15 protein-coding genes are annotated in these 16,189 nt (G+C 42.6%); all 15 read left to right on the plus strand.

The window, feature by feature from the left end; all coding sequences use genetic code 11:
- The first annotated feature begins 112 nt into the window (after positions 1-112).
- The 15 genes from tepA to NYE56_RS08620 all read left to right on the plus strand — a co-directional run bounded on the left by tepA (position 113) and on the right by NYE56_RS08620 (position 15,950).
- Complete coding sequence (gene tepA / locus NYE56_RS08550) at positions 113-850, plus strand: translocation-enhancing protein TepA (protein ID WP_003245712.1); 738 nt, start codon at positions 113-115, stop codon at positions 848-850.
- A complete protein-coding gene (gene tepJ / locus NYE56_RS08555) occupies positions 847-1,059 on the plus strand; it encodes a TepA modulator TepJ (RefSeq protein WP_003231871.1) in 213 nt (70 codons plus the stop codon). The genes tepA and tepJ overlap by 4 nt, the downstream gene beginning before the upstream one ends.
- A 130-nt stretch (positions 1,060-1,189) precedes the next feature.
- Entirely contained in the window at positions 1,190-3,553 is a 2,364-nt protein-coding gene (spoIIIE, locus tag NYE56_RS08560; RefSeq protein WP_015483234.1) for a DNA translocase SpoIIIE, read from the plus strand.
- Positions 3,554-3,696: 143 nt separating this feature from the next.
- Positions 3,697-4,422 (plus strand): GntR family transcriptional regulator, encoded by a 726-nt coding sequence (locus NYE56_RS08565; protein ID WP_335449312.1) that lies wholly within the window; start codon positions 3,697-3,699, stop codon positions 4,420-4,422.
- A 137-nt stretch (positions 4,423-4,559) separates the two neighbouring features.
- On the plus strand, positions 4,560-5,771 hold the full coding sequence (bcbE, locus tag NYE56_RS08570) for a bacillibactin exporter BcbE (RefSeq protein ID WP_031600514.1): 1,212 nt from the start codon (positions 4,560-4,562) through the stop codon (positions 5,769-5,771).
- 179 nt (positions 5,772-5,950) lie between these two features.
- Positions 5,951-7,231, plus strand: coding sequence for an EF-P 5-aminopentanol modification-associated protein YfmF (gene yfmF, locus NYE56_RS08575; RefSeq protein ID WP_335449314.1), 1,281 nt, complete (start codon positions 5,951-5,953; stop codon positions 7,229-7,231).
- On the plus strand, positions 7,228-8,514 hold the full coding sequence (gene yfmH, locus NYE56_RS08580) for an EF-P 5-aminopentanol modification-associated protein YfmH (RefSeq protein WP_003244823.1): 1,287 nt from the start codon (positions 7,228-7,230) through the stop codon (positions 8,512-8,514). The genes yfmF and yfmH overlap by 4 nt, the downstream gene beginning before the upstream one ends.
- 54 nt (positions 8,515-8,568) lie before the next feature.
- Complete coding sequence (gene ymfI, locus NYE56_RS08585; protein ID WP_015483236.1) at positions 8,569-9,297, plus strand: elongation factor P 5-aminopentanone reductase; 729 nt, start codon at positions 8,569-8,571, stop codon at positions 9,295-9,297.
- A gap of 80 nt (positions 9,298-9,377) precedes the next feature.
- The gene (locus NYE56_RS08590; RefSeq protein WP_003245199.1) at positions 9,378-9,635 is read left to right on the plus strand and encodes a DUF3243 domain-containing protein; all 258 of its coding nucleotides are present in this window, start codon (positions 9,378-9,380) and stop codon (positions 9,633-9,635) included.
- Between the two features lie 129 nt (positions 9,636-9,764).
- Positions 9,765-10,556, plus strand: a complete 792-nt coding sequence (locus NYE56_RS08595; RefSeq protein WP_003220998.1) for a DUF3388 domain-containing protein — start codon at positions 9,765-9,767, stop codon at positions 10,554-10,556.
- A gap of 18 nt (positions 10,557-10,574) precedes the next feature.
- A complete protein-coding gene (gene rodZ / locus NYE56_RS08600) occupies positions 10,575-11,489 on the plus strand; it encodes a cell shape determination protein RodZ (RefSeq protein WP_021479276.1) in 915 nt (304 codons plus the stop codon).
- Between the two features lie 49 nt (positions 11,490-11,538).
- Positions 11,539-12,120 carry a CDP-diacylglycerol--glycerol-3-phosphate 3-phosphatidyltransferase gene (gene pgsA / locus NYE56_RS08605; RefSeq protein ID WP_003244753.1) on the plus strand — a complete coding sequence of 194 codons (582 nt, stop codon included), beginning with the start codon at positions 11,539-11,541 and terminating at the stop codon, positions 12,118-12,120.
- Between the two features lie 17 nt (positions 12,121-12,137).
- The gene (locus NYE56_RS08610; protein WP_123373593.1) at positions 12,138-13,388 is read left to right on the plus strand and encodes a competence/damage-inducible protein A; all 1,251 of its coding nucleotides are present in this window, start codon (positions 12,138-12,140) and stop codon (positions 13,386-13,388) included.
- A gap of 172 nt (positions 13,389-13,560) precedes the next feature.
- Positions 13,561-14,607: a recombinase RecA gene (recA, locus tag NYE56_RS08615; protein WP_003245789.1), complete on the plus strand. Its 1,047-nt coding sequence runs from the start codon at positions 13,561-13,563 to the stop codon at positions 14,605-14,607.
- Positions 14,608-14,774: 167 nt separating this feature from the next.
- Complete coding sequence (locus NYE56_RS08620; protein ID WP_268555199.1) at positions 14,775-15,950, plus strand: serine hydrolase domain-containing protein; 1,176 nt, start codon at positions 14,775-14,777, stop codon at positions 15,948-15,950.
- Positions 15,951-16,189: the final 239 nt, after the last annotated feature.

Below are 16,189 nucleotides of genomic sequence, written 5' to 3' on the forward strand. Positions count from 1 at the left end.
CTGACTAAAGACCGGAGCTGCTCCGGTCTTTATTTTTTGTCCTTCAAGCCGGGATTGAATGAAGTATCTTTGTTCATAATACAAAGAGAAACTCGGAAAGGATGAAAGCGAGATGGATCATCGTATGGAAAACACAGAAGAAGAGCGTCCTGAAAAAAATGATGCGAAGGACAGCATTATGAATAAAATACAGCAGCTTGGTGAAACGACGCTTCCGCAGCTGCCCCAAGATACAAATATTCATTGTCTGACCATTATCGGACAAATTGAAGGCCATGTTCAGCTTCCTCCGCAAAACAAAACAACAAAATATGAACATGTCATCCCACAGATTGTGGCAATTGAACAAAATCCCAAAATTGAAGGCTTGCTGATCATATTAAATACTGTCGGAGGAGATGTTGAAGCTGGTCTTGCCATAGCGGAAATGCTTGCATCTTTATCGAAACCGACCGTTTCTATCGTGCTTGGCGGGGGGCATTCCATCGGCGTTCCGATTGCTGTATCCTGTGATTACAGCTATATCGCCGAAACAGCAACAATGACGATTCATCCAGTTAGGCTCACCGGGCTGGTTATCGGGGTGCCGCAAACGTTTGAATACCTGGATAAGATGCAAGAAAGAGTTGTTAAATTTGTGACAAGCCATTCCAATATAACCGAAGAGAAGTTTAAAGAGCTAATGTTTTCAAAAGGAAACTTAACACGCGACATCGGAACAAATGTAGTCGGTAAGGATGCGGTTAAATACGGATTGATCGATCACGCAGGCGGTGTCGGACAGGCAATCAACAAACTGAATGAGCTCATCGATGAAGCAAGGAAAGAAGAAGGACGGATGATTCAATGATTCTTTATACCGTGATGCCGCAGGAAATTGTGTTTGCAGAACAGAACCAAGAGACAAGCGCACATGAGCAAATTGAATATAAAGGTGTACCGCTTCTAGTCGAAATGAAAGGGAATGAAGCGGAAGTCATTCAAATCATGAGCACCAATCCAATGCATTTTCTGCATCCGGACATTTCACCGGGACAAAAGCTGAAATTAAACGTATAAGAATCCAATCCTTTTTTAAGGGCAAAATATGCTATAATAGGGGAATCCTACAGAAAAAACGCAGCCTGTAAACGGCTGCTTTCTTCATTATGTATGAACTTACATTTTTTAACGCAGTAAGGTGATGAGTGTGGCAAAGAAAAAACGAAAATCAAGAAAAAAACAGGCGAAACAGCTCAATATAAAATACGAGCTCAACGGATTGCTGTGTATAGCCATTTCAATTATCGCAATCTTGCAGCTGGGGGTAGTCGGGCAAACGTTTATCTATTTGTTCCGCTTTTTTGCTGGAGAGTGGTTTATTTTATGCTTGTTAGGTTTATTGGTGTTAGGAGTCTCACTGTTTTGGAAGAAGAAAACCCCAAGCCTTTTAACGAGACGAAAGGCCGGGTTGTACTGTATCATCGCAAGCATATTGCTGCTTTCTCATGTGCAGCTATTTAAAAATTTGACGCACAAAGGGTCTATTGAGTCCGCAAGCGTGGTGCGCAATACGTGGGAATTGTTTTTAATGGACATGAATGGCAGCTCTGCTTCACCTGATTTAGGCGGAGGGATGATCGGTGCGCTGCTGTTTGCGGCTTCACACTTTTTGTTTGCGTCGACTGGTTCTCAGATCATGGCAATTGTCATGATTTTGATCGGAATGATTTTAGTAACAGGACGCTCGCTACAAGAAACGCTAAAAAAGTGGATGAGCCCGATTGGACGTTTTATAAAAGAACAATGGTTAGCATTTATTGATGATATGAAATCCTTCAAATCAAATATGCAGTCATCGAAAAAAACGAAAGCGCCGAGCAAAAAACAAAAACCGGCCCGCAAAAAACAGCAAATGGAACCGGAGCCTCCTGATGAAGAGGGGGATTATGAAACAGTATCGCCTCTTATTCATTCAGAGCCGATTATCTCAAGCTTTTCTGATCGTAATGAAGAGGAAGAGTCTCCAGTTATAGAAAAGCGCGCCGAACCTGTGTCGAAGCCGCTTCAGGACATCCAACCGGAGACAGGTGATCAGGAAACTGTTTCTGCTCCTCCTATGACCTTTACAGAGCTCGAAAATAAGGATTACGAGATGCCGTCACTGGATTTGCTGGCAGATCCGAAGCATACCGGCCAGCAGGCTGATAAAAAGAATATTTATGAAAATGCGAGAAAGCTTGAACGCACATTCCAAAGCTTTGGCGTAAAGGCGAAAGTCACACAGGTTCATCTCGGACCGGCCGTAACAAAATATGAAGTATATCCTGATGTCGGAGTGAAGGTTAGCAAAATTGTCAATTTAAGCGATGATTTAGCGCTTGCGCTTGCTGCGAAGGATATCAGGATCGAAGCGCCTATACCAGGAAAATCAGCAATCGGAATTGAAGTTCCAAACGCAGAAGTGGCAATGGTTTCGCTGAAGGAAGTGCTGGAGTCTAAATTGAATGACAGACCGGATGCGAAGCTGTTAATTGGACTCGGCCGCAATATTTCAGGTGAAGCTGTATTGGCTGAGTTAAACAAGATGCCCCACCTTTTGGTCGCAGGCGCAACCGGTAGCGGGAAAAGTGTCTGTGTCAACGGCATTATTACAAGTATTTTAATGCGCGCGAAACCGCATGAAGTAAAAATGATGATGATCGATCCTAAAATGGTAGAGCTAAATGTCTACAACGGGATTCCGCATTTGCTTGCTCCGGTTGTAACCGATCCAAAAAAAGCGTCGCAGGCTTTGAAAAAGGTTGTCAATGAAATGGAGCGGCGGTACGAATTATTTTCTCATACGGGTACAAGAAATATTGAAGGATACAATGATTATATAAAACGCGCCAACAATGAAGAAGGAGCGAAACAGCCAGAGCTGCCTTATATTGTTGTCATTGTGGACGAGCTTGCTGATCTCATGATGGTCGCTTCATCTGATGTGGAAGATTCGATTACGAGATTGTCCCAAATGGCGCGGGCTGCCGGCATCCATCTTATTATTGCGACACAGCGGCCATCGGTGGATGTTATCACAGGGGTGATCAAAGCGAACATTCCGTCACGAATCGCGTTCAGCGTATCTTCACAGACGGATTCAAGGACCATTCTTGACATGGGTGGCGCTGAGAAGCTTCTTGGCCGCGGCGATATGCTGTTTTTACCTGTGGGGGCTAACAAACCTGTCCGTGTGCAGGGAGCATTTTTGTCGGATGACGAAGTGGAGAAGATCGTCGACCATGTGATTACGCAGCAGAAAGCGCAATATCAAGAAGAAATGATTCCTGAGGAGACAACAGAAACTCATTCCGAGGTTACTGATGAACTTTATGATGAAGCTGTTGAATTAATTGTCGGCATGCAGACGGCATCTGTTTCAATGCTGCAAAGAAGATTCAGAATCGGCTATACGAGAGCTGCGCGCCTGATTGACGCAATGGAGGAACGCGGTGTTGTCGGACCGTATGAAGGCAGCAAACCTAGGGAAGTATTATTATCAAAAGAGAAATATGATGAGCTCTCTTCTTAATGAAGGGAGTTCCGCTTTCTATAGTTGTTAATAATAACATTATGTAAACTGATCACCTTTCTATTTATTTTTTCGACAAAACATGATATAGTTGTCCCAATTGTTCAATAATTTTTATCGAAAGTGGTTTACGGAGGGGAAACATGTCTACAAAAGCTGATAATCGGCACTTGTATTTGAAAGTAATTGAACGAATTAAAGAGGATATAAAAAATGGGATCTACACTGAGAAGGAAAAGCTGCCTTCTGAATTTGAGCTTTCCAAAAAGCTTGGTGTCAGCAGAGCGACGCTAAGAGAAGCCTTGCGGATACTGGAAGAAGAGCATGTGATTATCAGAAGGCATGGTGTAGGCACTTTTGTCCATTCTAAGCCGTTATTTCTTTCGGGCATTGAACAGCTGAACAGTGTAACCAAGATGATAGAACAGGCGAATATGACCCCTGGCACGATTTTTCTATCATCACAAGTGCTTATGCCGTCTGAAGATGATACGAAGAGATTTCATTTGGCAGAAGGGCAAGAACTTTTTTACCTTGAACGAGTCAGGACAGCTGACGGACAGCCGATTGTGTATTGTATAGACAAAATTCCGATGAATATTTTGCCGAATTCTTTTTCTCATCAGCAAGAATCTATGTTTGACCTGCTTGAGAAAAATTCAGGCTCCGTAATCAGCTATGCAGTAACTGATATAGAACCGATCGGCTATCACGATACCATTTCTCCAGTGCTTGAATGCGATCCGGAAACAGCTCTTTTGCTGTTAAAACAAACCCATTACGATCAGCACGATAAACCGGTGCTTTATTCTTTAAATTATTTTAGAGCAGATAAATTCAGATTTCATGTTTTGCGTAAACGATTATAAAAACGGACGCCTGATGTGTCTGTTTTTTTATTTGCACTGATTCATGTTTCTTTGTACATACTTTCATTCCGGTTAACGCAATATATAAGGGATGACAAGAAAGTGAATGGGTGAAAATGTTGAGAGAGAAAAATGGAATGAAAAATATTATTGCATTGTCTTCCGTCCCGCTTGTGATGACACTCGGGAACTCCATGCTGATTCCTGTTCTTCCCATGATGGAGAAAAAGCTGTCTGTGACTTCATTTCAAGTATCTTTAATCATTACTGTATATTCAGTAGTAGCAATTATTTGCATTCCGATTGCCGGATATTTGTCGGATCGTTTCGGGAGAAAAAAAATATTGCTTCCATGCCTCCTCATTGCAGGATTGGGGGGAGCGGTAGCTGCTTTTGCCTCGACCTATATGAAAAATCCTTATGCTATGATCTTGGCGGGGCGGGTTCTTCAAGGCATTGGTTCTGCAGGTGCCGCTCCGATCGTCATGCCGTTTATCGGCGACTTGTTTAAAGGAGACGATGAAAAGGTCAGCGCTGGTCTTGGCGATATTGAAACCGCCAACACGTCAGGGAAGGTACTGAGTCCCATACTTGGAGCCTTACTGGCTTCTTGGTATTGGTTTGTACCGTTTTGGTTTATTCCGTTTTTCTGTTTGATCAGCTTTTTGCTCGTATTGTTTTTGGTGGCCAAGCCTGAAGAAGATGAAGATGCGCCTGCTGTTTCTGAGTTTATTAAGAGTGTGAAGAAAATTTTTAAACAGGATGGTCGCTGGCTTTATACGGTCTTCATTATCGGGTGTGTCATTATGTTTTTGTTATTTGGCGTATTATTTTATTTATCAGATACGCTGGAGAACAAGTATGCTATTGACGGAGTAGCTAAAGGCGGATTACTGGCAATCCCACTTTTGTTTTTGTCAACCAGTTCTTTTATAGCTGGCAAAAAGATCGGTAAAGATAAAGGCCGAATGAAATTTTGCGTTGTTACAGGAATGATTCTGTTAACCCTTTCGTTTATTGCCTTGTGGTGGAACCACAGTTTTTATTTTTTATTTGTCTTTTTAAGCTTTGGCGGGATTGGGATTGGAATGGCTCTTCCTGCTTTAGATGCATTGATAACCGAAGGGATTGAAAGTGAACAATGCGGAACCATTTCCTCCTTCTACAATAGCATGCGCTTTATAGGAGTAGCTCTCGGTCCACCTGTTTTTGCTGCATTAATGTCTAATGCAAACTGGATTATTTTCATACTTTCGGCGTTTTGCAGCATTGTTTCTTTATTTTTAGTGCTCTTTACTGTAGATGCTAAAAAAAGTGAAGAAGAAGAAAAAAACTTAGGGACGGTCTAGCCAGCCGTCTTTTTTTGCGCTTTCTTGCACAGTTTACAACTGTACCTATACAGCATGCGGAGGTTATTGTTTCCTTATAAATCCTACAGTTGCTATAATTACATGAAAGAGTGTTTCTGCGAATGCTGAAAATTGGTCATAATACATACTAATTAAGAAATGAACGAAGGAGGTTCCATATGTCATATGTTAATGAACTCAAATCAAAGCACGGCGGTTTAACCGCACACATTGTAAAAACAGAAAAATTCAAAACCGTCTCGCTTATTTTTAAGATGCTTGCGCCGCTGACAAAGGATCAAGTCACCAAAAGAGCGCTTCTCCCGCATGTGCTTCTTCGCGGAACGAAAAGCCATCCGAAAACCGCAGAATTGCGTTCATACCTGGATGAGCTGTACGGCACGTCAGTATCGGCTGATCTTACGAAAAAAGGAGAGCGGCACGTCATTACGTTCAGACTTGAAATCCCGAATGAAAAATATTTAAAAGACCAAACGCCGCTACTTGAGAAAGGGCTCCAGCTTCTTGCAGAAATCGTCTTTTCACCTGCTTTAGAGGGAGACGCTTTTCAGCCACAATATGTGGCTCAAGAAAAACGGACGCTTAAGCAAAGAATTCAAGCCGTCTATGATGATAAAATGCGCTTTTCAAATTTAAGGCTGATACAGGAAATGTGCAAAAATGAGCCTTACGCGCTTCATGTCAATGGTGAAATCGACGACGTCGATGACATTACGGCAGAGCAATTATACGAAACATACCAAAGCGCTATCCAAAAAGACCAGCTTGATCTATATGTTGTTGGCGATGTGGACAGTAACCAGGTACAATCGGTAATTGATAAGTATTTCAAAACAGAAGAGCGCACTCTTGACACGATTGAAAACAATCACGCTGATGAAAAAGTTCAGCCAAAAGAAGTAATTGATGAAGAGGATGTCAAGCAAGGAAAACTGAATATCGGCTACCGCACCAGCATCACTTATACAGATCAGGATTATCCTGCTTTACAAGTGTTTAACGGATTGTTCGGCGGATTCTCTCATTCTAAACTTTTCATTAATGTTCGGGAAAAAGCCAGTCTTGCTTACTACGCGGCTTCCCGTATAGAAAGTTTTAAAGGCTTGTTAATGGTGATGTCAGGCATTGAAGTGAAAAATTTTGAACAGGCGGTTTCGATTATTGCTGAGCAATTCCAGGCAATGAAAAATGGCGATTTCAGTGAGCAGGATATAGCACAGACAAAGGCCGTCATTCGAAATCAAGTGCTGGAAACGATTGATACAGCATACGGTTTATCTGAATTTTTATATCAGCAGGCCGCTGCTCAAGTCGAGATTCCTATCGAAGACTTTCTTGCCAATATTGAGAATGTCTCAAAAGAGGATATCATTAAAGCCGGCGAAAAGATTCAGCTTGATACGACTTATTTCTTAAAAGGGACGGAGGGTGCATCTTGATCAAACCAATCGAATATGAACAGCTTCAGGAGACGCTGTATCATGAAAAAATGTCCAACGGCCTTGATGTTTACGTTTTGCCGAAAAAAGGCTTCAACAAGACATATGCGGTCTTTACAACAAAGTACGGCTCGATAGATAACCGGTTTGTCCCTTTAGGTAAAAACGAGATGGTTCACGTGCCGGACGGGATTGCTCACTTTCTTGAGCATAAGCTGTTTGAGAAAGCGGACGGAGACGTTTTTCAAGATTTCAGCAAGCAGGGGGCTTCTGCCAATGCGTTTACGTCATTTACAAGAACGGCTTACCTTTTCTCAAGCACATCAAATGTTGAACGCAATTTAGAGACGCTTATCGATTTCGTACAGGACCCATATTTTACTGAAAAAACGGTTGAAAAGGAAAAAGGGATTATCGGGCAGGAGATTAATATGTACGACGATAACCCTGATTGGAGGCTTTACTTCGGGGTCATTGAAAACATGTACAAAGAGCATCCTGTCAGAATTGACATAGCGGGAACAGTGGAAAGCATTTCACACATTACAAAAGACCTTCTTTATGAATGCTATGAAACGTTTTATCACCCGAGTAACATGCTCCTTTTCATTGTCGGACCTGTAGATCCTGAAGCGATTATTTCTCAGGTAAGAGAAAACCAGGGGAAAAAGCCGTATACTGATCAGCCGGAGATCAAACGGGAAGAAGTGAAAGAGCAAGAAGCGGTTTTCCGAAAAGAAAAAGAGATCAAAATGAACGTGCAGGGACCGAAATGCCTTGTTGGGCTGAAATCCAAAAATCCGTTTAAATTAGGCAAAGAGCTCTTAAAGCATGAACTTTCAATGAACTTATTGCTTGAAGCTCTTTTTGGCAAAAGCTCTGCCCAGTATGAATCACTTTATGAAAAAGGATATATTGACGAAACGTTCAGCTTTGATTTTACTGCTGAATATGGGTTCGGTTTTGCGGCGATCGGCGGAGATACGCCTGAGCCTGATCAATTGGCTGAAGACATTTCAAGCATGCTTTTGCGCGCCGGTGAACTGATTACTGCTGAAAAGATTGAACTTGCCAGAAAGAAAAAGATCGGTACATTCTTAAAAGCGCTGAATTCCCCTGAATACATCGCTAATCAATTTACCCGTTATGCGTTCTTGGATATGAGCCTGTTTGACGTTGTAACGGTACTCGAGCAGATTACCCTCGAGGATGTCCAGAACGTAATACAAGAGGAAATTGCTGCAGACAGACTGACTGTCTGCAAGGTTGTTCCTAAATCATAAACAAAACATCCCTCCAGTGTGAGGGGTGTTTTTCTGCGGAAAGAAGGAAAGAGGATGAACAAAACAGCACTAATCACCGGAGCAAGCGGCGGCATTGGCAAAAGCATCAGCGAAACCCTTGCGGCTAAGGGATACAATCTGCTGCTGCATTACAATACAAATCAATACGCGGCAGCGGAGCTTGCTGAAAAACTAAGTCAGATGTTTGGCGTAAATGCGGAGATATTACAAGCTGATCTGTCCGCGCAAGATGGAGCAGATAAGCTGACAAGTTCAATTGTTCAGCCGATTGATGCGATTGTTTTAAACAGTGGAAGAAGCCATTTTGGGCTGATTACGGATGTAGATAACGCAACGGTCCAGGAAATGGTTCAGCTTCATGTGGCGAGTCCGTATATGCTGACGAGAAACCTTCTGCCAGGCATGATTCGGAATAAATCGGGAGCGATTGTGGCTGTCAGCTCGATTTGGGGAGAGACTGGAGCATCCTGTGAAGTACTGTACAGCATGGCAAAAGGAGCTCAGCATTCATTTGTAAAAGGATTGGCTAAGGAGCTGGCGCCAAGCGGAATCAGGGTAAACGCAGTAGCGCCGGGCGCAGTTGATACAAATATGATGAATCAATTTACCCCGGCTGAAAAAGAAGAGATCGCTGATGAGATTCCGATCGGCCGGCTGGCCCGGCCGCAAGAAATTGCTGATGCAACAGCTTTTCTCCTGTCTGAAAAAGCGTCATATATCACCGGCCAAATTCTGTCGGTGAATGGCGGCTGGCACTGCTGATCCGAAAATATTCGGTGTATAGTTTCTTTTGCGAAGGACACAATAATCTTGTAACTTCACATGAAATGGAGGAAACAAGCATGTCAGTATTAGAAAACTGGGATAGCTGGAAAAACTTCCTTGGCGACCGTCTGAACTATGCGCAAGATAAAGGTATGAGCCAGGATACGATTACAGATCTTGCGACAGAAATCGGCAGCTACTTGGCTAATGAAGTGGAATCTAAGAACGAGCAGGAAAAAGTGCTGGCAGATCTTTGGAGTGTAGCATCAAAAGATGAACAGCACGCCATTGCCAATATGATGGTTAAGCTTGTTGAAAATAACAGCACTCACTAGGAAGAGAGGGGATTTTTCCTCTCTTTTTTATGTTTTCCTCATCACAGCAACATTCTTCTTTCTAATTAGAGAAAAATGCTTTATGATAAAGGAAGGTAAAATTTTGCCACAATGAAGGGGGTATATCATTTGGCAAAGCTCGAATGGTATTTTGAATATGAAATTCAAGTGAACCGCCCCGGACTGCTCGGGGATATTTCATCTCTTCTTGGGATGCTTTCTATCAACATCGTAACGATAAACGGCGTCGATCTTTCCAGAAGGGGAATGCTTCTCAGGTGCCGCCATATAGATCAAATTAAACGATTAGAATCAATCTTAAAAACGATGGAAACAATTAAAGTAACGAAGCTTAGAGAACCGAGGCTTCGCGACCGACTTGCCGTACGCCACGGCCGTTATATTCAACGGGATGCCGATGACAAGAAAACGTTCCGCTTTGAACGGGACGAGCTTGGCTTATTAGTCGATTTTATGGCCGAATTGTTCAAAAAAGAAGGCCATAAATTAATCGGAATCAGAGGTATGCCGCGTGTCGGGAAAACGGAATCGATTGTAGCCTCTAGTGTGTGTGCAAGCAAAAGGTGGCTGTTTGTGTCATCAACCTTGCTGAAGCAGACGATAAGAAGCCAGCTGATTGCCGATGAATACAGCACTGAAAATGTCTTTATCGTTGACGGAATTGTGTCAACACGAAGAGGATCGGAACGCCATCTCCAGCTGGTCCGAGAAATCATGCGGCTGCCTGCAACAAAAGTGGTGGAGCATCCGGACATATTCGTTCAAAATACAGAGTATACACTAGATGACTTTGATTATATTATTGAACTGAGAAATGACCCTGATGAGGTTATTACATATGAACATGCCGAGGAACCCCAAATGTTTGATCAATCCGGGTTTTCAAGCTTTGATTTTTAAAATTGGAAGGTGTTTGTTGTGACTGAACTAGGAATCCGGCTCAAAGAAGCCAGAGAGGAAAAAGCAATGTCATTGGATGATCTCCAAGCGGCAACAAAGATTCAAAAAAGGTATTTAACCGCCTTGGAGGAAGGAAACTATGACATTATTCCGGGGAAGTTTTATGTTCGGGCATTCATCAAGCAATATGCAGAAGCCGTTGGGCTTGATGCGGATCAGCTGTTTGAGGAGCATAAAAAAGATATCCCTAATACGTATCATGACGATGTGTCTGAAAAGATCTCCGGCATGAATCTTCAAAAGGAAATGCCGAAGCCAGCATCTAAGGCGCTGGAGCTGCTGCCAACGATACTTGTTATTCTCGGCGTGATTGTCGTGATTGCCATTGTGTACGCGATCATTCAGTTTGCCAATCACAAAAACAGTGATGATCACAATGCGGCATCAGAAAAAGCAATTACGCAAAGTGAGAGCAAGTACGAAATCCCTAAAGATTCAACGCTGAAAGAGAATCAAAATAACAGCTCTGAAAAAGAGACAGACACTAAAAAAGAAACGAAAGAAAACGAAGATAAGAAAAAAGAAAATGACAGTGATAAGCTGGAGATTAAAGCTGCTGGCACTGAAGGATCGTTAACGACTTATGAAGTGTCCGGCGCTGATAAAATCGAGCTGGAACTGAAGGCATCAGACAGCTCCTGGATTCGAGTGCGCGATGAAAACAGCAGCTCTTTAAAAGAAGGAACGCTGAAAAAAGACGAAACCTATAAAAAAGACATAACTGATCAGAAACAAGTTGATATCCGCACTGGATATGCACCTAATCTGAAAATAAAAATCAACGGTAAGGTTCTTTCATATGAACTTGATCCGAAAAAAGTGATGGCACAAACCATAAAGATTGTAAATAAAAAGGAAGAAAAGTCATCTTAATTATCAGATGACTTTTCTTCACGTCCGAGTATGAAATTGGAGGGGCTTTATGTTTAACTTACCAAATAAAATCACACTAGCTAGAATCGCATTAATCCCAATCTTCATGATTATCATGCTGGCGCCGTTTGACTGGGGCAGGCTCGAAGTTGGAGACGAATCGATCCCGGTCGCACATTTGGCGGGGGCCATTCTATTTATTATTGCATCTACAACAGACTGGGTGGACGGGTATTATGCCCGAAAATTGAATCTCGTAACAAACTTCGGGAAATTTCTTGATCCGCTTGCGGACAAACTGCTCGTATCTGCAGCGTTAATTATCCTTGTTCAATTTGATCTCGCTCCAGCTTGGATGGTCATTGTGATTATCAGCAGGGAGTTTGCCGTGACAGGTTTAAGGCTTGTCTTAGCCGGAACAGGAGAAGTCGTAGCTGCTAACATGCTTGGTAAAATCAAAACCTGGGCACAGATTATTGCGGTATCCGCATTGCTTCTTCATAATCTTCCATTTGAACTTGTGTCATTCCCGTTTGCAGACTTGGCGCTGTGGGTAGCCGTCTTCTTTACTGTCGTCTCAGGCTGGGAATATTTCTCTAAAAACTGGGAAGCGTTAAAAACATCTAACTAAGAAAGAAGGACTTCGTCATGGAATTTCCAAAAAAAGCAGAAATAATTGCAGTCGGTTCAGAGCTGCTGCTTGGCCAAATCGCCAATACAAATGCTCAATTTATCAGCAAACAGCTCGCTGAAATCGGGGTCAACGTATTTTATCATACGGCGGTCGGAGATAACCCGGAGCGGCTGAAGCAGGTCATCCGCATTGCTGAAGAACGCTCTGACTTCATTATTTTTTCAGGAGGGCTTGGACCCACAAAAGATGATCTGACGAAAGAAACGATTGCAAATACGCTGGGACGTCCGCTTGTGTTAAATGATGAGGCATTCCAATCCATTGAGGACTATTTCAAACGAACAAAACGCACGATGTCACCTAATAACCGAAAACAGGCGCTTGTGATCGAAGGCTCTGACGTGCTGGCGAATCACTTTGGAATGGCCCCGGGAATGCTCACAGAGCATGAATCGCGCTATTATATGCTTCTTCCTGGACCGCCGAGCGAATTGCGTCCAATGTTTGAAAACGAGGCAAAGCCTCTTCTGCTGAAAAAGATGGGTTCAAATGAAAAAATTGTGTCAACCGTTCTTCGCTTTTTCGGTATCGGTGAATCTCAGCTTGAAGCCGATTTGGAAGATATTATTGATGCGCAAACCAATCCGACAATTGCGCCTTTGGCGGCTGATGGAGAGGTGACGCTGCGTCTGACAGCCAAACACGCCGATGAAAAGGAAACAGAGCGTCTGTTAAAAGAAACAGAGGCCGTTATCTTAGAGCGTGTCGGTGAATTTTTCTATGGTTACGATGATACTTCTCTTGTAAAAGAGCTATCTATAGCGTGTAAGGAAAAAGGCATTACAATTTCTGCGGCAGAAAGCTTTACCGGAGGGCTGTTTTCTGAATGGCTGACGGATCATAGCGGTGCCTCAAAATTATTTGCCGGGGGCGTTGTTTGCTATACAAACGACGTGAAGCAGAATGTGCTTGGTGTCAAGAAGGAAACATTAGATCGTTTTGGGGCGGTCAGCAAGGAGTGCGCATCAGAACTGGCTAAGGGTGTTCAAAAACTCACTGGCAGCGATATCGGCATTAGCTTTACTGGTGTAGCAGGACCTGATACTCAAGAAGGGCATGAGCCTGGGCATGTGTTTATCGGCATTTCCGCAAATGGTAAAGAAGAGGTTCACGAGTTTCACTTTGCGGGCTCCAGAACGGGGATCAGAAAACGCGGCGCTAAATACGGCTGCCATTTAATCTTAAAGCTTTTAGAGCAAAAATAATATTTTCAGCACATTATCCTCCTAAGAAAACATGATTTCTCTGATGCATTATGATATTTTGATAGGAATCACGCCAAGAAAAAATCCGAATATGCGTTCGCTTTTTTCTTGGCAAATCCCTTCAAACAGGGTATAGTATATGTAGTGGTAACATAAAGGAGGAAAAAATAGAATGAGTGATCGTCAGGCAGCCTTAGATATGGCTCTTAAACAAATAGAAAAACAGTTCGGCAAAGGTTCCATTATGAAACTGGGAGAAAAGACAGATACAAGAATTTCTACTGTCCCAAGCGGCTCCCTCGCTCTTGATACAGCACTGGGAATTGGCGGATATCCTCGCGGACGGATTATTGAAGTATACGGTCCTGAAAGCTCAGGTAAAACAACTGTGGCGCTTCATGCGATTGCTGAAGTTCAGCAGCAGGGCGGACAAGCCGCGTTTATCGATGCGGAGCATGCGTTAGATCCGGTATACGCGCAAAAGCTCGGTGTTAACATCGAAGAGCTTTTACTGTCTCAGCCTGACACAGGCGAGCAGGCGCTTGAAATTGCGGAAGCATTGGTTCGAAGCGGGGCAGTTGACATTGTCGTTGTCGACTCTGTAGCCGCTCTCGTTCCGAAAGCGGAAATTGAAGGCGACATGGGAGATTCGCATGTCGGTTTACAAGCACGCTTAATGTCTCAAGCGCTTCGTAAGCTTTCAGGGGCCATTAACAAATCGAAGACAATCGCGATTTTCATTAACCAAATTCGTGAAAAAGTCGGTGTTATGTTCGGGAACCCGGAAACAACTCCTGGCGGCCGTGCGTTGAAATTCTATTCTTCCGTGCGTCTTGAAGTGCGCCGTGCTGAACAGCTGAAACAAGGCAACGACGTAATGGGGAACAAAACGAAAATTAAAGTCGTGAAAAACAAGGTGGCTCCGCCGTTCCGTACAGCCGAGGTTGACATTATGTACGGAGAAGGCATTTCAAAAGAAGGCGAAATCATTGATCTAGGAACTGAACTTGATATCGTGCAAAAAAGCGGTTCATGGTACTCTTATGAAGAAGAGCGTCTTGGCCAAGGCCGTGAAAATGCAAAACAATTCCTGAAAGAAAATAAAGATATCATGCTGATGATCCAGGAGCAAATTCGCGAACATTACGGCTTGGATAATAACGGAGTAGTGCAGCAGCAAGCTGAAGAGACACAAGAAGAACTCGAATTTGAAGAATAAAAATAAAATAAGTTTCAAATGATACAAAAGGCTGAGTGAAAAACTCAGCTTTTTTGTATTTTGCAAAAAAATGATAAAAATATTGCTTTTTTTGACAACTTTTTTAGGGCTTTATTCGTCTAACAAAACGTGTGCAAAATGGAATTTATTTTGGGAGGAAAAAATGAATGACAAGCCCAACCCGCAGAAGAACTGCGAAACGCAGACGGAGAAAACTAAATAAAAGAGGAAAACTGTTGCTTGGTCTTTTAGCAGTGATGGTTTGCATTACGATTTGGAATGCTCTTCATCGAAATAGTGAAGAAAACGAACCATCTCAAGAAACTGCAGCGGTTTCAAATACCGATCAGAAAAAAGAGGTCAAAAAGAAAACTGCCAAAAAATCAGAGGAACAAATCAAAACAGTGGATCGAAATCAAAAAATCAGCAATTATTTAGAAGAGATCGGTTTCAGCGGAACAGCCATGATTGTCAGAAATGGAGAAATCGTAACAAATAAAGGTTTTGGCTATGCTGACCGTAAACACTACATTCAAAATAATCCATTGACATCTTTTTATGTCGGTTCATCACAAAAAGCGCTGATTGCAACTGCTATTTTGCAGCTAGAGGAAAAGGGGAAACTTCAGACAAGTGATCCGGTAAGTACGTATTTACCTCATTTTCCTAACGGACAAACCATTACTTTGAAGAATCTGCTTACACATACATCGGGGATAAACGGACATATTGAAGGAAACGGCGCCATTACGCCGGACGATTTAATAAAAGACATAGAACTGCAGGGAATCAAAAGTCAGCCGGGCGTATGGGACTACAAGGATTCCAACTATTCTGTTCTCGCTTATATTATTGCTGAAGTAAGCGGTGAGCCCTATGAACAGTACATAAAGAATCATATTTTTAAACCTGCGGGAATGACGCATGCAGGCTTTTACAAAACATATGAAAAAGAACCTTATCCTGCCGTCGGGTATAAGATGGAGGGCAGCAAAACAGTTACACCGTATATACCTGATCTATCCCAGCTGTATGGAGCGGGTGATATTTATATGAGCGCTATAGATATGTACAAATTTGACCAAGCGCTGATAGACGGAAAACTGTATTCGCAAAAAAGCTATGAAAAGATGTTTACGCCAGGGAGCAGCTCCACATACGGCATGGGATTTTATGTTGCTCCCGGAAGCTATTCAAACCATGGTGTTATGCCGGGCTTCAATATCTTGAACAGCTTTAGCAAATCTGGGCAAACCATTGTTATTTTGTTCTCAAACATTCAAAATAATGCTAAATTGGGCCAAGTGAACAATAAAATATACCAGCTTCTGAATCAAGAATGATTGGCGTTCTTCTTTTGGATGAATTGCATTCGGAACGTGAAAAGACGACTGGCCTGCAAACGTTAAGATGGCAAGCTTGACAAGTATTTCCGACACATTTACAATGAAGTTGTAACATTTGTTTTTTTAACATGATTGTTAAACCATTTAAACTTGACAAGGGCGATGAACACACTCATTCCCTGTGAAGGTTCTGTATGTTGAGAAAACTAGACAATGTACATGCCGACACTTTTTAA

Origin of the sequence: Bacillus sp. FSL R5-0603, from assembly GCF_038050295.1 — a bacterium.
Lineage (GTDB): Bacteria > Bacillota > Bacilli > Bacillales > Bacillaceae > Bacillus > Bacillus subtilis.

What these genes read in the sequence shown, in the direction of transcription:
- tepA (WP_003245712.1), top strand. Translation starts at nt 113, where the DNA reads ATGGATCATCGTATGGAAAACACAGAAGAAGAGCGTCCTGAAAAAAAT.
- tepJ (WP_003231871.1), top strand. Translation starts at nt 847, where the DNA reads ATGATTCTTTATACCGTGATGCCGCAGGAAATTGTGTTTGCAGAACAG.
- NYE56_RS08565 (WP_335449312.1), top strand. Translation starts at nt 3,697, where the DNA reads ATGTCTACAAAAGCTGATAATCGGCACTTGTATTTGAAAGTAATTGAA.
- bcbE (WP_031600514.1), top strand. Translation starts at nt 4,560, where the DNA reads ATGAAAAATATTATTGCATTGTCTTCCGTCCCGCTTGTGATGACACTC.
- yfmF (WP_335449314.1), top strand. Translation starts at nt 5,951, where the DNA reads ATGTCATATGTTAATGAACTCAAATCAAAGCACGGCGGTTTAACCGCA.
- ymfI (WP_015483236.1), top strand. Translation starts at nt 8,569, where the DNA reads ATGAACAAAACAGCACTAATCACCGGAGCAAGCGGCGGCATTGGCAAA.
- NYE56_RS08590 (WP_003245199.1), top strand. Translation starts at nt 9,378, where the DNA reads ATGTCAGTATTAGAAAACTGGGATAGCTGGAAAAACTTCCTTGGCGAC.
- pgsA (WP_003244753.1), top strand. Translation starts at nt 11,539, where the DNA reads ATGTTTAACTTACCAAATAAAATCACACTAGCTAGAATCGCATTAATC.
- NYE56_RS08610 (WP_123373593.1), top strand. Translation starts at nt 12,138, where the DNA reads ATGGAATTTCCAAAAAAAGCAGAAATAATTGCAGTCGGTTCAGAGCTG.
- recA (WP_003245789.1), top strand. Translation starts at nt 13,561, where the DNA reads ATGAGTGATCGTCAGGCAGCCTTAGATATGGCTCTTAAACAAATAGAA.
- NYE56_RS08620 (WP_268555199.1), top strand. Translation starts at nt 14,775, where the DNA reads ATGACAAGCCCAACCCGCAGAAGAACTGCGAAACGCAGACGGAGAAAA.